The following is a 15,646-nucleotide window of genomic DNA, read 5'->3' on the forward strand; positions in this document are numbered from 1 at the left end:
ACGCCCGCCGGACCGGGGAGGTCTGGCGGGCGTCGCGCGTGTGGTAACGGCTCAGCCGAGGGTGAACTTCTCCCAGAGGCTGACCGCGGGGCCGTTGGCGATCAACGGCTTGCTGCCCGCGCCGTCGGCGCTGGCGTACTTGTTGTTGACGGCGGCCCTGAAGCTCACCGTGCCGTCACTGTTGTGGATCATGGTGAACTGCTCCCACAGGCTGACCGTGGGGCGGGTCGCGATCAGCGGCTTGCTGCCGGCGCCGTCGGCCGTGACGAAGCGCCTGTTGGCGCGGGCGAGGAGGGCGACCTGCCCGTTGCCGAGGTCGACGATGTCGAACCGCTCCCACGTGCTGGCGGTCGTCTGGCTCGCGATCAGCGGCTTCACGCCGGCGGCGTCGGCCATCACGAACCGGCCGTTCACGCTGGCCTTCAGCGACCTGTTCGCGTCGGCGACCGGGACCTGGTGGAACTTCTCCCAGGTGCTGATCGCCGGACTGCTCGCCGACACCGTGAAGGAGCCGCTGGGGTCGGCGGTGACGTACAGACCGTTGTTCGCCTTGAGGCTGATGGTGCCGTCGGTGTTCCGCACGACTGTGAACTTCTCCGTCGGGCCGACGACCTGGCTCTCGGCGTCCAGGTTCTCGTTGGCCGACTGCGTGACGTAGCGGCCGTTGGCCCGTGCGACGAGGGCGACCTGGCCGTTGCCGGCGTCCGCCAGGTCGTACTGCGCGGCGGCGGTCAAGCCGACCTGGTCCGGTCGCATGGGCACGGCACCGACGTAGCGGAGGTTGGACAGCGCGAGCAGACCCACGCTTGCGGTCCGCCGCAGCACGCTCACCTGCTCGGTGCTGCTGCCCTGCATCTCGTCCTCGCCGCGGGCGGTGACGGTGACGTCGTACGTTCCCGGGGTGGCGTACCAGTGCGTTGCGGTCGGGGCGGCCTGGGTGACGACGTTTGTGCCGTCGCCGAAGTTGAACACGTACTCCCGGATCGGGACGAAGCCCGGCGTGGAGGAGGAGGCATCAACGGTGACCGCGCTTGCACTCGGGCCCAACGCGACGTCGAAGGACGCGGTCGGGGACTTGACGGTCTCGATGATGCCCCGGTCGGCGTACGTGACCGGGCCCGATCCGGTGTTCGTCACGGCCGGGTCGTCACGGCGCGATTGGTTCTGGCTGTCGAGCTCCGGGAAGCCGGGTGCCGCCGAGTTCGCCGAGTCGATCCGGTCACTGGCGTTCGCCGTGTCCCGGTCGTGCGCGGCCTGGCCGGACGCGGTGCGGAACTGGGCCAGGCCCATGACGGTCCCGTTCCAGGAGTAGTTCGTCGAGGACGGGGACATGCTGTGGTACGTGTTGTTGTAGTCGACCACGGTGCCGGTCAGGGACTGGTCGTAGACGCCGATCTCGACCCCGCCGGTGAGCTGGGGGTCGCAGAAGCTCTGGCGGGACTGACCGTTGTTGCTGAACGTGTTGTTCTGCACGGAGACACCGGACGACGCTCCGTCGATCCGGACACCGTCGACGCAGCGGTCCTTGATGGAGTTGTTGGTGATCGCCGTGTTGGCGGCCCCGCGGTTGTGGATGCCGTGACCGGCCCCGCCCCTGATGTCGTTGTTTGCCAGCACGGTGCCGGAGGCGCCCGGTCCGATCTCGATGGCGGCGCCGGTGAAGCCGCCGACGACGCTGTCGAGGACGCTGTTGCGAGCCCCCTCGACCCGGATGCCCGAGCTGTGGTCGGCGCTGTCGTACTGCGATCCAGTGAGCAGTGTCGCGCGCTCGAGGGTCACGTCGGTGGACGTGGCGTCCACAGTGATTCCGTTGGTGAGCGCCGTCCCGGTGCCACGGATGTCCCGCAGACTGGCCATCGTTACTCCGGTGACCCGCACGGCGGGGGCCGTCGCGGCGCTGGCCATCGTGTAGACGCCGCCCGCGACCTCGATGTTCGAGGAGTTGCGGAGGTCCAGGGCGGGGATGTCGAGCCCCGTCCCGGTGACCTTGAAATCCTGGAGGCCGATGTCGTGCTGGCCGTCGATGACCAGGCCGGCGGTCGGCCCGACGAGCCTGACCGCACTGCCGTTGGCGATGAAACCGATCGGAGCGTCGGGGGTGCCGGAGCGGGTGAAGGTGACACGCTCGGCATAGTCCCCGTCGTAGACGCGGACGGTCTGGCCGGTGGTGACCACGGAGGTGGCGGCGCCGATCGTGCAGAACGGCTCCGTCGCGGAGCCGGGCCCCTGGTCGGAACAGTTGGCGGCGGCCTTCTTGACGTAGAGGGTCGTGGGTTCGTCGGCCTGGGCGGGTGCGCCGGTGGCCAGCAGGGTGCCGCCGGTCACCGCGATCGCGGTGAGGCCGGCGAGGGATCTTCTACGCATGCATGCCCTCTGTCGGGAAGGTGGATTCGGCTTCGCCGGAGATCAGATGGAGACCATGATCCGATACCGGCTGGTGCCGCAACGCCCCCGGGCGACAAAACGGCCAACGCGCCCGCGAGCTTCCGTCGTGGCCTCCTGGCTGGGCGAACCGCCGGGTAGGAGAGAATGAGGCACGTGACGACGATCCCCAACGTGCTCGCCAACCGGTACGCCTCGCCTGAGTTGGTCGCCCTCTGGTCGCCCGAGGAGAAGGTCCGGATGGAGCGGCGGCTCTGGCTCGCCGTGCTCCGCGCCCAGCGCGATCTGGGCGTACCGGTGCCGGACGGCGTGGTCGAGGCGTACGAGCGGGTGCTCGACCAGGTCGACCTCGCCTCGATCGCGGAGCGGGAGCGGGTCACCCGGCACGACGTGAAGGCCCGCATCGAGGAGTTCAGCGCGCTCGCCGGCTTCGAGCACGTGCACAAGGGGATGACCTCGCGGGATCTCACCGAGAACGTCGAGCAGCTCCAGGTGCGCGCCTCGCTGGAGCTGATCCGGGATCGGGTGGTGGCCACCCTGGCCCGGCTGGCCTGGCTGGCCCACGAGCACTCCGAGCTGGTGATGACCGGCCGTTCGCACAACGTGGCGGCGCAGGCCACCACGCTGGGCAAGCGCTTCGCGTCGGCGGCGGAGGAGCTGCTGATCGCGTACGAGCGGCTGGAGGAGCTGATCGGCCGCTACCCGCTGCGCGGGATCAAGGGCCCGGTCGGCACGTCCGCCGACCAGCTCGACCTCTTCGACGGCGACGCCGACAAGGTGGCCGACCTGGAGCGGCGGGTCGCCGAGCACCTGGGCTTCTCGCGGGTGCTGGACAGCGTGGGGCAGGTCTACCCGCGCTCGTTGGACTTCGACGTGCTGGCCGCGTTGGCGCAGGTCGCCGCCGCGCCGTCGTCGCTGGCCACCACGATCCGGCTGATGGTCGGCCAGGAGTTGGTGACCGAGGGCTTCAAGCCGGGTCAGGTCGGCTCCAGCGCGATGCCGCACAAGATGAACACCCGCTCCTCGGAGCGCGTGAACGGCTTCGCGGTGATCATCCGGGGTTACCTGTCGATGGTCGGTGAGCTGGCCGGTGACCAGTGGAACGAGGGGGACGTGTCCTGCTCGGTGGTCCGGCGGGTGGCCCTGCCGGACGCGTTCTTCGCCGCCGACGGGCTGTTCCAGACGTTCCTCACGGTGCTCGACGAGTTCGGCGCGTACCCGGCGGTGATCAACCGGGAGCTGGAGCGGTTCCTGCCGTTCCTGGCCACCACGAAGATCCTGGTGGCGGCCGTCCGGCGGGGCGTCGGTCGGGAGGTCGCGCACGAGGTGATCAAGGAGCACGCGGTCGCCGTGGCGCTGGCCATGCGCGAGAAGGGCGCCCCGGAGAACGACCTGTTCGACCGGCTGGCGGCGGACGGCCGCCTCGGCCTGTCCCGCGCCGACATCGACACCCTGGTCGCCGACCGTACCGCCTTCGTCGGCACCGCCCAGGCCCAGGTGCAGGCCGTGACCAGGCGCATCACCAAGGTGGTGCAGAGCCACCCCGACGCTGCCACCTACTCCCCGCCCCCGATCCTGTAACTCCCGGTCCGGGCTGGTGGCGGTGGCTCACTCGCCGGTGGGGGTCTCGGCGGCGGTTCTCAGGTTGGGGGCGCTGGCGGGTTCGGCGATGCCGCCGAGAGACTCGGCGAAGGCCGGGTCGGTGGCGGTCTCCGCCGCCACCACCGGCTGGTCGGCGGGCATGACCTCGGGCATCTTGGGTACGGCGATCACCGCAGTGCCGTACGCGCAGATCTCCATCCACATCTCGCCGCAGTCCCGGCTGTCGAACCGCATGCCGATCACGGCGTTCGCGCCGAGCCGCAGGGCCTCCTCACCGAGGCGGGAGACCGAGTCGGTACGCCACCGGGTCAGGTTGTCCGGTGCCATCGGGTCGTACGCGCCACCGCGCAGGTTCTTGACACCCTCGCGGTACGGGTTGCGCGTCCTGGCCATCGATGACACCACCTCACCGAGGATCTGGCGGATCTCGTAGCCGGGCAGTTGATCCGTCGTCACGACCAGCACGGTTCCGATGCTGTCAGGAGCGGGGCGACCCGATCGGGTGCATTGTTCACCTGATCGGATGCTGCAAAACAGCGCGGCGCGGACGGTCGGCACTCGGTCGACCATCCACGCCGCGCCGGGCGTTAACTGTCAGACACCGGCCGTGGAGGTGATCCAGGCCCGGTTGTACGCAACGCTGCCGTAGTTCTGGATGCTCGACCCGTCGGCGGTGGAGGCGACGCCGACCTGCTGGCCGTTGTAGAACTGGGGTCCGCCGGAGTCACCGCGCCAGGCGTTGCCGTTGATCCGGGTGCTGCGGATCGCCTGCCCGCCGTACGCGTCGGTGGCGCTGTTGCTGGTGACCCGGACGGTCGCGGTCTTCAGCGTGGTGGACGCCGAGCAGCCGCTGTAGCAGGTCATGCCCCAGCCGTAGATCGAGTTGGTCGAGTTGATCGGCGGGTTGCTGCTGGCCAGGCTCACGGCCGAGGTGCTGACGGTGCTGGAGAGGCGCATGAGGGCCAGGTCGTTACGGGTGTAGGTGGCGCTGACCGTGCGGGTGACCCCGCCGGAGGTGCGGTTCACGCTGCCGACCCGGACGGACATGGTGCCGCTGATGCAGTGCCGGGCGGTGAGCACCCACTGCGGGGCGATCACGCTGCCGGAGCAGGTGAACGAGCCGTTGCTGAGCACCGCGGCGGCCCAGGGGGCGGACGAGACGGTGCCGCCGCCGATGATGGGTTGCGGGCCGGCCGGGGCGGCGGCCGCTCCGGACGTGGCGCCGAGGACGCCGACCAGCGCGGTGCCGAGCACGGCGAGCAGGGGACGGATGCGCATCGGGTGACTCCTTGGACGGGGCGGGCCCGGGGTCGCCGGGTGCCGGACGGCGACGACGGGAGGTCCCCGCCACCGCTCTGCATCGAGGTACGTCGATGTAGGGTAGGGCGGACGGCAGGCGTTTTCAAGAATTCGATCGAGGGTAACCAATGTAACGATTCGGCCACCCTGAACGCCATATATGCCCTGGTGGGACCGCGTGTCCTGACTGGCGGACCGTCCTGGGCACCCGTTATGTTGATCACCGTCTGAACTGCACCCGACCGGTGCGTCCGCGACGGAATCTGCCAGGTACGCTGGCTGCGCTCGCCCGTTGTGGGTCGGCACCCAACTGCGTACACAGTCAGGAGTGCCCAGTGCCTCGCGTCGTCGTCGACGTCATGCTCAAGCCCGAGATCCTCGATCCGCAGGGCCAGGCCGTCGCAAACGCGCTGCCCCGGCTCGGCGTCAGCGACGTCGCCTCGGTTCGGATCGGCAGGCGGATCGAGATCGAATTCCAAGGTGAACCGGACCTGGACCGGGCCCGGGAGATCGCCGACAAGCTGCTCGCCAACCCGGTCATCGAGGACTTCACCGTCCGCCTGGTCGAGGCCGACGAGACCGCGGACGCCCGCTCGTGACCGCCCGGGTCGGTGTGGTCACCTTCCCTGGCTCGCTCGACGACGGGGACGCGGCCCGGGCCGTCCGGATCGCCGGCGCCGAGCCGGTCCGCCTCTGGCACGGTGACCCGGATCTGCACGGGGTCGACGCGGTCGTCCTGCCCGGCGGCTTCTCCTACGGCGACTACCTGCGCTGCGGCGCCATCGCCCGGTTCGCGCCGGTGATGGAGACGATCGTGGACGCCGCCCAGGGTGGCCTGCCGGTGCTCGGCATCTGCAACGGCTTCCAGATCCTCTGCGAGGCGCACCTGCTGCCCGGCGCGCTCACCCGCAACCAGCACCTGCACTTCCGCAACCGGGACCAGGTGCTGCGCATCGAGTCGGCCGGCACGGCGTGGACCAACACGTTCCAGCCCGGCCAGGAGGTGCTCGTCCCGGTGAAGAACGGCGAGGGCTGCTACGTCGCCGACACCGCGACGCTGGACCAGCTCGAAGCCGAGGGCCGGGTCGTCGCCCGCTACGTCGGCGGCAACCCCAACGGGTCGCTGCGGGACATCGCCGCCATCACCAACTCCGCCGGCAACGTCGTCGGCATCATGCCGCACCCCGAGCACGCGGTGGAGGCGCTCACCGGCCCCTCGCTGGACGGCCTCGGCTTCTTCACCTCGGTTCTCAAGCACCTGGTGGGGACGCCGGCATGACCGCCGGCACGATCATCGGTCTGCTCAACCGCCTCTCTGGCGGGCACGAGCGCAGCGAGGAGAGGTCATGACCACCCATCCGGATCCGGTACGGGACACACCGGAGGCGTACTCCGCCCCGGCGCAGTCGGCCGAACCGCTCCCGGCGCAGCCCCCCGCCCCGGCGGTCGCTCCGGCCCAGCCGGCGATCGCCGACTGGACCGACGGCGTGGACACCGTGCCGCGCGCGAACGGCACCCCGGGCGAGCTTCAGCCGTACACCGAGCTGGGACTCCGCGACGACGAGTACGACCGGATCCGGCAGATCCTCGGCCGCCGGCCCACCCAGTCCGAGCTGGCCATGTACTCGATCATGTGGAGTGAGCACTGCTCCTACAAGTCGAGCAAGGTGCACCTGCGCCAGTTCAGCGAGAAGGCCCCGCACAGCGACCGAATGCTCGCCGGCATCGGTGAGAACGCCGGTGTGGTGCAGGTGTCCGACGAGCTGGCGGTGACCTTCAAGGTCGAGTCGCACAACCACCCGAGTTTCGTCGAGCCCTACCAGGGCGCCGCGACCGGCGTCGGCGGCATCGTCCGGGACATCCTCGCCATGGGCGCCCGCCCGGTCGCCGTGATGGACCCGCTGCGCTTCGGTGCCGCGGACCACCCGGACACCGCCCGGGTGCTCACCGGCGTGGTCGCCGGCGTCGGCGGCTACGGCAACTGCCTGGGCCTGCCCAACATCGGTGGTGAGCTGGTCTTCGACCCCTCCTACCAGGGCAACCCGCTACTCAACGCGCTCTGCCTCGGCGTCCTGCCCGTCGACCGGCTGCAGAACAAGGCCGCCGCCGGCCCCGGCAACGTCGTGGTGCTGATGGGCGCCAAGACCGGCCGCGATGGCATCGGCGGCGTCTCGGTGCTGGCCAGCGCCACCTTCGACGAGGGCAGCGAGGCCCGCCGCCCCGCCGTGCAGGTCGGCGACCCGTTCACCGAGAAGCTGCTGATCGAGGCGTGCCTCGAGCTGTACGACGGACAGCTGGTCGTCGGCATCCAGGACCTCGGCGGCGCCGGGCTGACCTGCGCGCTCACCGAGACCGCCGCCGCGGCCGGCACCGGCATGCGGGTCTGGCTGGAGCGGGTGCCGCTGCGCGAGCCCTCGATGGACCCGCACGAGATCCTGGCCAGCGAGTCGCAGGAGCGGATGCTGCTGGTCGTCGAACCGGACAAGCTCGACGCGGTGCTCAAGACCTGCGAGAAGTGGGGCGTCCTCGCCACCGCGATCGGTGAGGTCACCGCCCCGGATCCGGACGGCCGCCCGGGTCGACTGCTGATCACCTGGCAGGACCACCTGGTCGTCGACGTGCCGCCGGGTTCGCTTGTCGACGACGGCCCGGTGTACGCCCGACCGATGCGCGAGCCGGCGGACCTGATCCTGCTCCAGGCCGACCGGGCCGAGACGCTGCCCCGCCCGGCCGACCCGGAGGCGCTGCGGGAGACCGTGCTGCGCATGATCGCGTCGCCGAACCTGGCCGACAAGACCTGGGTCACCGAGCAGTACGACCGTTACGTGCTGGGCAACACCGTGCTCGCGCAGCCGGAGGACGGCGGCGTGATCCGGATCGACGAGCGGACCGGGCTCGGCGTGGCGCTGTCGGTGGACGGCAACGGCCGGTACGCCCGGCTCGACCCGTACAACGGCACCAAGCTGGCCCTCGCCGAGGCGTACCGGAACGTCGCGGTGACCGGCGCGAAGCCGATCGCCGTCACCAACTGCCTCAACTTCGGCTCCCCCGAGGACCCGGGCGTGATGTGGCAGTTCGCCGAGGCCGTGCGCGGCCTCGCGGACGGCTGCCTGGAGCTGGGCATCCCGGTCACCGGCGGCAACGTCAGCTTCTACAACCAGACCGGCGCGGCGGCCATCCACCCGACCCCGGTGGTCGGTGTGCTGGGCGTACTGGACAACGTCGCCGACCGGGTGCCGATGGGCTTCGTGCCGCGCGCCGGTGGCGACCACGACCAGCTCTACCTGCTCGGCGAGACGAACGTGGAGCTGTCCGGCTCGGAGTGGGCCTGGGTGACGCACGAGCACCTCGGCGGCATCCCGCCGCAGGTCGACCTCGCCCGGGAGAAGGCGCTTGCCGACCTGCTGGCCGAGGCCGCCCGGGTGGGCCACCTGGCCTCCGCGCACGACCTCTCCGACGGTGGCCTCGCCCAGAGCCTGGTGGAGTCCTGCCTGCGCCGTGGCGTCGGCGCCCGGATCGCGGTGCCGGAGCAGTTCGCCGAGGGCTCGATGCCGTTCGTGTACCTGTTCAGCGAGTCCGCCACGCGGGCGCTGGTGTCGGTGCCGCGCGGTCACGACAAGGCGTTCGCGGCGCTGTGCGCCGAGCGGGGCGTGCCGTTCGAGCTGATCGGCGTCACCGACCCGTCCGGCGGTGCGCTGGAGGTGCACGGTCAGTTCCGGATCGGCCTGGACGAGCTGCGCGCCGCGCACACCGAGACGTTGCCGCGCCTCTTCGGGGGTACGGCGGCCGTCGAGGTGCCCGCGCCGGCCGCCGGTGTGGCGGGTGCGGTCGAGGGTGTGCCGCTGCCGGCCGCTCCGGCCGAGCCGGTCGACCCGGCCGAGGTGCTCTCCGAGCCGATCGCCTCCTCGGGGCCCTCCCCGGAGACCGGTGCCGTCGAGCCGATCGGGTCGGAGCAGTCCGAGTCGGACTCCGGTGACACCGAGCCGTCGCCTGACGAGCGCTGAGGCGTTGGCCGCTGCCGTCTACGGCCAACCCGGATCGGGCGCCCGGTTCGACTGGGGGTTGACCGGGGCGGCCGAACTCGGCCGGGTCTGCGCGGCGCTGGTGGTGGTGGACGTCCTGTCGTTCACCACCGCCGTGGAGGTGGCGGTGGCCCGGGGTATGCGGGTGCACCCGTTTCCGTGGGGTGAGCAGGCCGCCGACTACGCGGTGCGGGTCGGCGCGGTGGCCGCGGTGGGCCGGCGACAGACGACGGTGGACCATCCGTGGTCGCTGTCGCCCGCCGCGTTGAGCACCGCGCCGGTGGTGGCGGACCTGGTGCTGCCGTCGCCGAACGGCTCGGCCATCAGTGCCGCCGCCAGCGCCACCGGCCTGCCGGTGGTCGCGGGGTGCCTGCGTAACGCACGCGCCGTCGGGCGTTGGCTGCGCCGCCAGGGGTACGGAACGCTGGACGCCCCGATCGGCGTGATCGCTTCGGGCGAGCGGTGGCCGGACGGATCGCTGCGCCCGTCGGTGGAGGATCTGCTCGGCGCGGCCAGCGTGCTCGACGCCCTCTCCGGCGTACCGGACGGGCTCTCCGTGGAGGCGGCCATGGCGCTCGCCGCGCTGGCCAGCACCCCGGACGTGCCCGCCGCGGTCCGGGGCAGCGTCTCCGGTCGGGAGCTGACCGAGGGCGGCTTCGCCGAGGACGTGGAGGTGGCCGTCCGGGTGGGCGTGTCCACAGTCGTACCGGTGCTCCGCCAGGGTGTCTTCTCCGCCGCCTGACAGACGCGGCGCACACTGCTCACCCCTTCAGTACAGCGAAGAACGGCCACCCGGATCTCCGGGTGGCCGTTCTTCGCGCTGTGGTGGGGGTCAGTCGTCGAGCCAGTCGAGGCGTCGACCGCCCCGCTCGGTCGGCGGCGGGCCGTCCGGCCGGGCGCGGCCGGCCTGCTGCCCATAGCCGCCCTGGTCGTAGCCCGGCTCGTCGTAGCCACCGCGTTGCGCCGGAGGCTCCTGGCCGTAGCCGCCGCGTTGCGCCGGGGGCTCCTGGCCGTAGCCGCCCTGGTCGTACCCGCCGGCCTGCTGGCCGTAGCCGCCCTGGTCGTAGCCCCGGTCGTCGTAGCCGCCGCGCTGCGCCGGGGGCTCCTGGCCGTAGCCGCCCTGGTCGTACCCGCCGGCCGGCTGACCGTACCCGCCCTGGTCGTACCCGCCCTGGTCGTAGCTGCCGGCCGGCTGGCCGTAGCCGCCGGTGGGCTCGGCCGGTCGACCGCCGTACGGGGCCGTCGGCTCGGGCTGGCCGTAGCCTTGGCCCTGCTCCGGCTGGTAGACGCCTGTGGCGTACGGGTCGGCCGGAGCCGGGTACTGCGTGCTGTCGCCGGTGTACCGGCCGGTCGGCTCGTCGAAGCGCTCGCCGTAGGGGGCGCCACTGGCGGGGGCTGGCGGGTAACCGGCCGTGCCGGCCGGGGCCGTGTAGTCGCGGCTGCCGTAACCGCCGCCCGAGGAGGGCGCGGCGCCGTGACCCGCGCCGGAGCCGGGTGCCGCGCCGTAGCCGTCACCTGCCGCTCCGGCACCGTAGCCGCCCTCGGGGGCCGCCGCCGTGCCGTAGCCGCCACCCGAGGCGGGAGCGTTGCCGTAACCGCCCGCGCCGTAGCCGCCGGGCGCCGGCTCGTCGCCGTAGCCCGTGCCGCCCCAGCCCTGCCCGCCCGCCGCACCGTAGGGCTGTGGGGGCGCGCCGTACGGGTCCGGGGGAACGTCGTCGACCACCGGACGGTGCATCATCGTCGGCGCCTCGCTCAGCGCCGCACCGCCCACCATGGTCGGGTCCGGTCCGCCGCCGGCCCGGTTGACCACCCGGGTCTGGTCGTCGCCGCCCCGGAACGCGCCACGGGCCGCCGGCACCGCGCCGGCCGCGCCGACGCCGTCCGGAGCGTCCTCGTCGTCGCCGTTCTCCTTGCGCCGCATCCAGAGCAGCACGATCGTGCCGACGCCGGCGGCGACCAGCAGACCGCCGAGCAGGATGATCAGGTACGAGCCGAAGCCGCCACCGTCGTCCTCGTTCGAGGCGTTCGCCGCTGCCCCCGGGCTGGCCGCCTCGGATGGCTGATCCTCGGCACCCTCCTCGGTCGCCTCCTCCGTGGGAAGCGCCTCGGCGGTGGCGGACGGGGTGGCGCTGGGCGTCACCTCGACCTTGATCTCCAAGCTGATCCGCTGTCCGGTGACGGACTGCCCCGCGTTCGCGTTGAAGCTCTTGGTGGCGGTGATGTTGTCGAAGCTGGCACCGAGATCGATACGCCCCGGGGCGATCGGCTTGTCGGTGGTACCGGTGAAGCGGAAGTCGCCGCTGCCGTTGCTGATGGTGTCGAGCCGCTTGCCGGTGCTGTCCTGCAGGATCACGATGGCGTTCGGTACCGCTTCGCCGTTGGCCTTCTTGACCACCTTGCCGGAGACCGACCGCACGGTCTGGTTCTGCGGCGGCGGCGCAGCCTTGCCCACAAGGTTGACAGTCGTTGTGGCCTGCTGCTCGTTCTTCTGCCCGCTGGAGTTGACGGCCTTGATCGTGATGACCGCGGAGCCATTGGTTGCGTCATCGGCAGCTTGGAATGTGGCATCAAGCGTGCCGCTGGAGTCGACCCGGTTGCGACTGCAACCGTCGATGCACCTCAGCTTGGAGTTGTTGGAGGTGACAGAGATGTCAGCCTCGTCGGCCCCAAGCGGGAAGTTGAGCGTGTAGGTGACCTTGGTGGTCTTGCCCGCCTCAACCGAACTCGGTGAAGCTGAGACGTTGTTGATATTGGGCTCGGCCATTGCTGGTGTGGCGGGGACGGCGAGCAGAGCGCCGGCAACCAGCGCTACGACCACACCGGCCCGCTGCTTCCAGGCACGTCGGTGTGTTGACACGTCCACCGCCTTCCGGGCTGACTTCCCTGGTGACCGGCGGGGCGCCGGGCCGGGGATCATCACGGTACGAATACGCCGTCGGCAACTATGCCTTGTCTCACTGGATCGGCGCGACCCAGGGCCAGCGTCGAGTGCTCGACCTGCGGGTCGTATCGTCCCGTCGTGTCCTCTCCGTACAGTAAGTCCCTCGCCGTTGCGGCGGTGTTGTCGGCGCTCGACGAGGGGCGTACACCCGAACGGTCGGTGTTCCGGGAAGCGGTCCGGACGTTGTTGGCCGTCCTCGCGGAGCGTGCCCCGGGCCGATCGGTGGAGGTACGGGTCCCACCATACGGGGCGATCCAGTGCGTCCCCGGTCCTCGACACACCAGGGGAAACCCGCCAAACGTCGTCGAGATGTCGCCCGAAACCTGGCTCGCGTTGGCGCTCGGTCGGATCGACTGGGCGCAGGCGGTCACCGACGGTCGTGTCCAGGTGAGTGGTGTCCGCGCGGACCTGTCGGCGTTTCTGCCCCTCTAAGTGCTCCGATGGCTGAGTTTGGTGACTCTCAGCACGGAAATCGTGACTATCTGTATCGACTGCTGTTCGCGTACACTGTCAGGCGACGACAGTGGTCCCGGCCGAGGAGTGTGGATCCGCCTTGTGATCCCCGCCAGGCCGGTCCAGACCAGCGTGAGGGAGCGGTAGGTGCCCCGAGGCGACGGCCGTTTGAGCCACGACCTTGATCCCCAACGACCCGGCCCACAGGACGCCTGTGGCGTCTTCGGTGTCTGGGCCCCCGGCGAAGAAGTTGCCAACCTGACCTACTTCGGCCTCTACGCCCTTCAGCACCGTGGCCAGGAGGCGGCGGGCATCGCGGTGAGCGACGGCTCCGGTGTGGTGGTCTACAAGGATCTCGGCCTGGTGGCCCAGGTCTTCGACGAGCCCACCCTGGCCAGCCTGCGTGGCCACCTGGCGATCGGGCACGCCCGCTACTCCACGACCGGCGCGTCGAACTGGGAGAACGCCCAGCCGACCATCCGGTCGACCAGCTCGGGCACGACCATCGCGCTGGCGCACAACGGCAACCTGGTAAACACCGCCGAGCTGGAGAAGGAGGTCGCCGAGCGCGGCCTCGTCGCGGACGGCTCGACAAACGACACCTCCCTGGTGACCATGCTGCTGGCCAGCCGACCTGATCTGTCGGTCGAGGCGGCCGCGATGGAGGTGCTGCCGCAGCTGCGGGGCGCCTTCAGCTTCGTCTTCATGGACGAGTCGACGCTCTACGCGGCCCGTGACCCGCACGGCGTACGCCCGCTGGTGCTGGGCCGACTCGAACGCGGCTGGGTGGTGGCCAGCGAGACCGCCGCACTGGACATCGTCGGCGCGAGCGTGGTGCGCGAGGTCGAGCCGGGTGAGTTGATCGCGATCGACGAGGACGGGCTGCGGTCCACCCGGTTCGCCGCGCCGGAGCCGAAGGGCTGCCTCTTCGAGTACGTGTACATCGCGCGTCCGGACGCCACGATCGCCGGTCGCAACGTGCACGCGGCGCGGGTGCAGATCGGTCGGCAGTTGGCCAAGGAGCATCCGGTCGAGGCCGACCTGGTGATCCCGGTGCCCGAGTCGGGCACCCCGGCCGCGATCGGTTACGCGGAGGCGTCCGGCATCACCTACGGCGCCGGCCTCATGAAGAACCCGTACGTGGGACGCACCTTCATCCAGCCGTCGCAGACCCTGCGTCAGCTCGGCATCCGGCTCAAGCTCAACCCGCTGCGGCAGAACGTCCGCGGCAAGCGGCTCGTGGTGGTGGACGACTCGATCGTCCGGGGCAACACCCAGCGGGCCATCGTGCGGATGCTGCGCGAGGCGGGCGCGCTGGAGGTGCACGTCCGCATCTCGTCTCCGCCGGTCAGTTGGCCCTGCTTCTACGGGATCGACTTCGCCACCCGGGCGGAGCTGCTGGCCAACGGGTTGGACAACGACGGCATCCGGCGCTCGATCGGCGCCGACACGCTGGGCTACGTTTCGCTTCCCGGCCTGATCGCCGCGACCGAGCAGCCGAAGACCCGGCTGTGTCGGGCGTGTTTCGATGGGGAGTACCCGATCGAGCTGCCGGCCGGCAACCTGATCGGCAAGCACGTGCTCGAAGGGGTGGGCCGACGGGTCGTCGACTCGGCGCCGGCGGCCCCGCACACGAACGGCTCGTTCGTCGCCACTCCTGGTGGCGTGACCGCAAACCGCCCGTAGCACCAACCGGCGCGGCCCGGCCACCGCCGGTGCGGCACCGAGAACCACAAAGGGGAGAACCGTGACGCACGTGTCCGAGCGCAGCGGCGCAGGAAGCAGCCCGACCGGCGCCGGCGGCGACCGCCAGCCCTGGACGGGCGGCGCCGGCCGCCAGGCGCGCAAACGCTCGGTCTCGTACGCCGACGCCGGCGTCTCGATCGACGCGGGCGACCGCGCGGTGGAGCTGCTCAAGTCGAAGGTGCGCCAGACCCGCCGTCCCGAGGTGCTGGGTGACCTCGGCGGCTTCGCCGGCCTGTTCCGACTGGACACCACGAAGTACAAGAACCCGATCCTGGCGTCGTCCACCGACGGCGTGGGCACCAAGCTGGTGATCGCCCAGCAGATGGACATCCACGACACGGTCGGCATCGACCTGGTCGCGATGGTCGTCGACGACCTGGTGGCCTGTGGCGCCGAGCCGCTGTTCCTGCTCGACTACATCGCCACCGGCGAGGTCGTTCCGGACAAGGTCGCCGAGATCGGCGCGGGCATCGCCGACGGCTGCCGGTACGCGGGCTGCGCGCTGCTGGGCGGGGAGACCGCCGAGCACCCGGGCGTCCTGCGCCCGGACGAGTACGACATCTCCGCGACAGGTGTCGGCGTGGTCGAGGAGGCGGACATCCTCAGCCCCGACCGGGTCGAGGTGGGTGACGCGGTGATCGCCATGCGTTCGTCCGGCCTGCACTCGAACGGGTACTCGCTCGTCCGGCACGTGCTGCTCGGGGCCGCGCGGATGCGATTGGACATCGTGATCGACGACTTCGGTCGGCAGCGGACCCTCGGCGAGGAGCTGCTCACCCCGACCAAGATCTACGCCAAGGACTGCCTCAAGCTGATCGCCGAGGCCGACGTGCGGGCCCTGTCCCACATCACCGGCGGTGGCATCCCCGGCAACCTGGTCCGGGTGCTGCCGGAGCACGTCGACGCGGTGGTCAACCGGTCCACGTGGAAGCCACAGCCGGTCTTCGACCTGATCCAGTCGAAGGGCCGGATCGACGACCACGACATGGAGTCGACCTTCAACATGGGTGTCGGCATGTTCGCGATCGTCTCGGCGGAGGACGCCGACCGGGCGCTGGCCACGCTGACCGGCCGTGGGGTCGAGGCGTGGCAGGCCGGCGAGATCATCGAGGGCACCGGCAACGTGCAGATGGTCGGCCAGCACACCCGCGGATGATCACAGTCTGGTGATCGTACGGGCACCTGATCAGGGCTTCACCCG

The 15,646-nt window shown here is 71.0% G+C and carries 11 protein-coding genes and 1 pseudogene; 8 read left to right on the top strand and 4 right to left on the bottom strand.

Features of this window, described 5'->3' with window-relative positions; genetic code table 11:
* Positions 1-51 precede the first annotated feature (51 nt).
* Complete coding sequence (locus FHG89_RS21040; RefSeq protein WP_139586126.1) at positions 52-2,364, bottom strand: PKD domain-containing protein; 2,313 nt, start codon at positions 2,362-2,364, stop codon at positions 52-54.
* A gap of 174 nt (positions 2,365-2,538) precedes the next feature.
* On the opposite strand from FHG89_RS21040, the gene purB reads away from it, so the two are divergent.
* Positions 2,539-3,963, top strand: coding sequence for an adenylosuccinate lyase (gene purB / locus FHG89_RS21045; protein WP_139586127.1), 1,425 nt, complete (start codon positions 2,539-2,541; stop codon positions 3,961-3,963).
* Positions 3,964-3,990: 27 nt separating this feature from the next.
* Here the strand turns inward: purB and FHG89_RS21050 are convergent, their stop codons facing one another.
* Both FHG89_RS21050 and FHG89_RS21055 read right to left on the bottom strand, forming a co-directional pair.
* A complete protein-coding gene (locus tag FHG89_RS21050) occupies positions 3,991-4,554 on the bottom strand; it encodes a YbjQ family protein (RefSeq protein WP_139586128.1) in 564 nt (187 codons plus the stop codon).
* Between the two features lie 24 nt (positions 4,555-4,578).
* On the bottom strand, positions 4,579-5,262 hold the full coding sequence (locus tag FHG89_RS21055) for a S1 family peptidase (RefSeq protein ID WP_139586129.1): 684 nt from the start codon (positions 5,260-5,262) through the stop codon (positions 4,579-4,581).
* A gap of 356 nt (positions 5,263-5,618) precedes the next feature.
* Between FHG89_RS21055 and purS the strand changes: the two genes are divergently transcribed.
* From purS to FHG89_RS21075, 4 genes are all read left to right on the top strand, one after another.
* Complete coding sequence (purS, locus tag FHG89_RS21060) at positions 5,619-5,882, top strand: phosphoribosylformylglycinamidine synthase subunit PurS (RefSeq protein WP_139586130.1); 264 nt, start codon at positions 5,619-5,621, stop codon at positions 5,880-5,882.
* A complete protein-coding gene (gene purQ, locus FHG89_RS21065; protein WP_139586131.1) occupies positions 5,879-6,562 on the top strand; it encodes a phosphoribosylformylglycinamidine synthase subunit PurQ in 684 nt (227 codons plus the stop codon). The genes purS and purQ overlap by 4 nt, the downstream gene beginning before the upstream one ends.
* Before the next feature lie 67 nt (positions 6,563-6,629).
* A complete protein-coding gene (gene purL, locus FHG89_RS21070) occupies positions 6,630-9,287 on the top strand; it encodes a phosphoribosylformylglycinamidine synthase subunit PurL (protein ID WP_139586132.1) in 2,658 nt (885 codons plus the stop codon).
* 4 nt (positions 9,288-9,291) lie between these two features.
* The gene (locus tag FHG89_RS21075; RefSeq protein ID WP_139586133.1) at positions 9,292-10,047 is read left to right on the top strand and encodes a 2-phosphosulfolactate phosphatase; all 756 of its coding nucleotides are present in this window, start codon (positions 9,292-9,294) and stop codon (positions 10,045-10,047) included.
* A 90-nt stretch (positions 10,048-10,137) separates the two neighbouring features.
* On the opposite strand, the pseudogene FHG89_RS21080 reads toward FHG89_RS21075, so the two are convergent.
* Positions 10,138-12,212, bottom strand: a pseudogene (locus tag FHG89_RS21080) (carboxypeptidase-like regulatory domain-containing protein); the annotation flags it as partial.
* A 112-nt stretch (positions 12,213-12,324) separates the two neighbouring features.
* Here FHG89_RS21080 and FHG89_RS21085 point away from each other — a divergent pair.
* The 3 genes from FHG89_RS21085 (at position 12,325) to purM (ending at position 15,601) form a co-directional block, all read left to right on the top strand.
* Entirely contained in the window at positions 12,325-12,678 is a 354-nt protein-coding gene (locus FHG89_RS21085) for a sterol carrier family protein (RefSeq protein ID WP_244295677.1), read from the top strand.
* Positions 12,679-12,846: 168 nt separating this feature from the next.
* Entirely contained in the window at positions 12,847-14,385 is a 1,539-nt protein-coding gene (gene purF / locus FHG89_RS21090) for an amidophosphoribosyltransferase (protein ID WP_139586135.1), read from the top strand.
* 61 nt (positions 14,386-14,446) lie between these two features.
* Positions 14,447-15,601 (top strand): phosphoribosylformylglycinamidine cyclo-ligase, encoded by a 1,155-nt coding sequence (purM, locus tag FHG89_RS21095; protein ID WP_139586136.1) that lies wholly within the window; start codon positions 14,447-14,449, stop codon positions 15,599-15,601.
* Positions 15,602-15,646: the final 45 nt, after the last annotated feature.

It is taken from the genome of Micromonospora orduensis (assembly GCF_006228125.1).
Taxonomy (GTDB): domain Bacteria; phylum Actinomycetota; class Actinomycetes; order Mycobacteriales; family Micromonosporaceae; genus Micromonospora; species Micromonospora orduensis.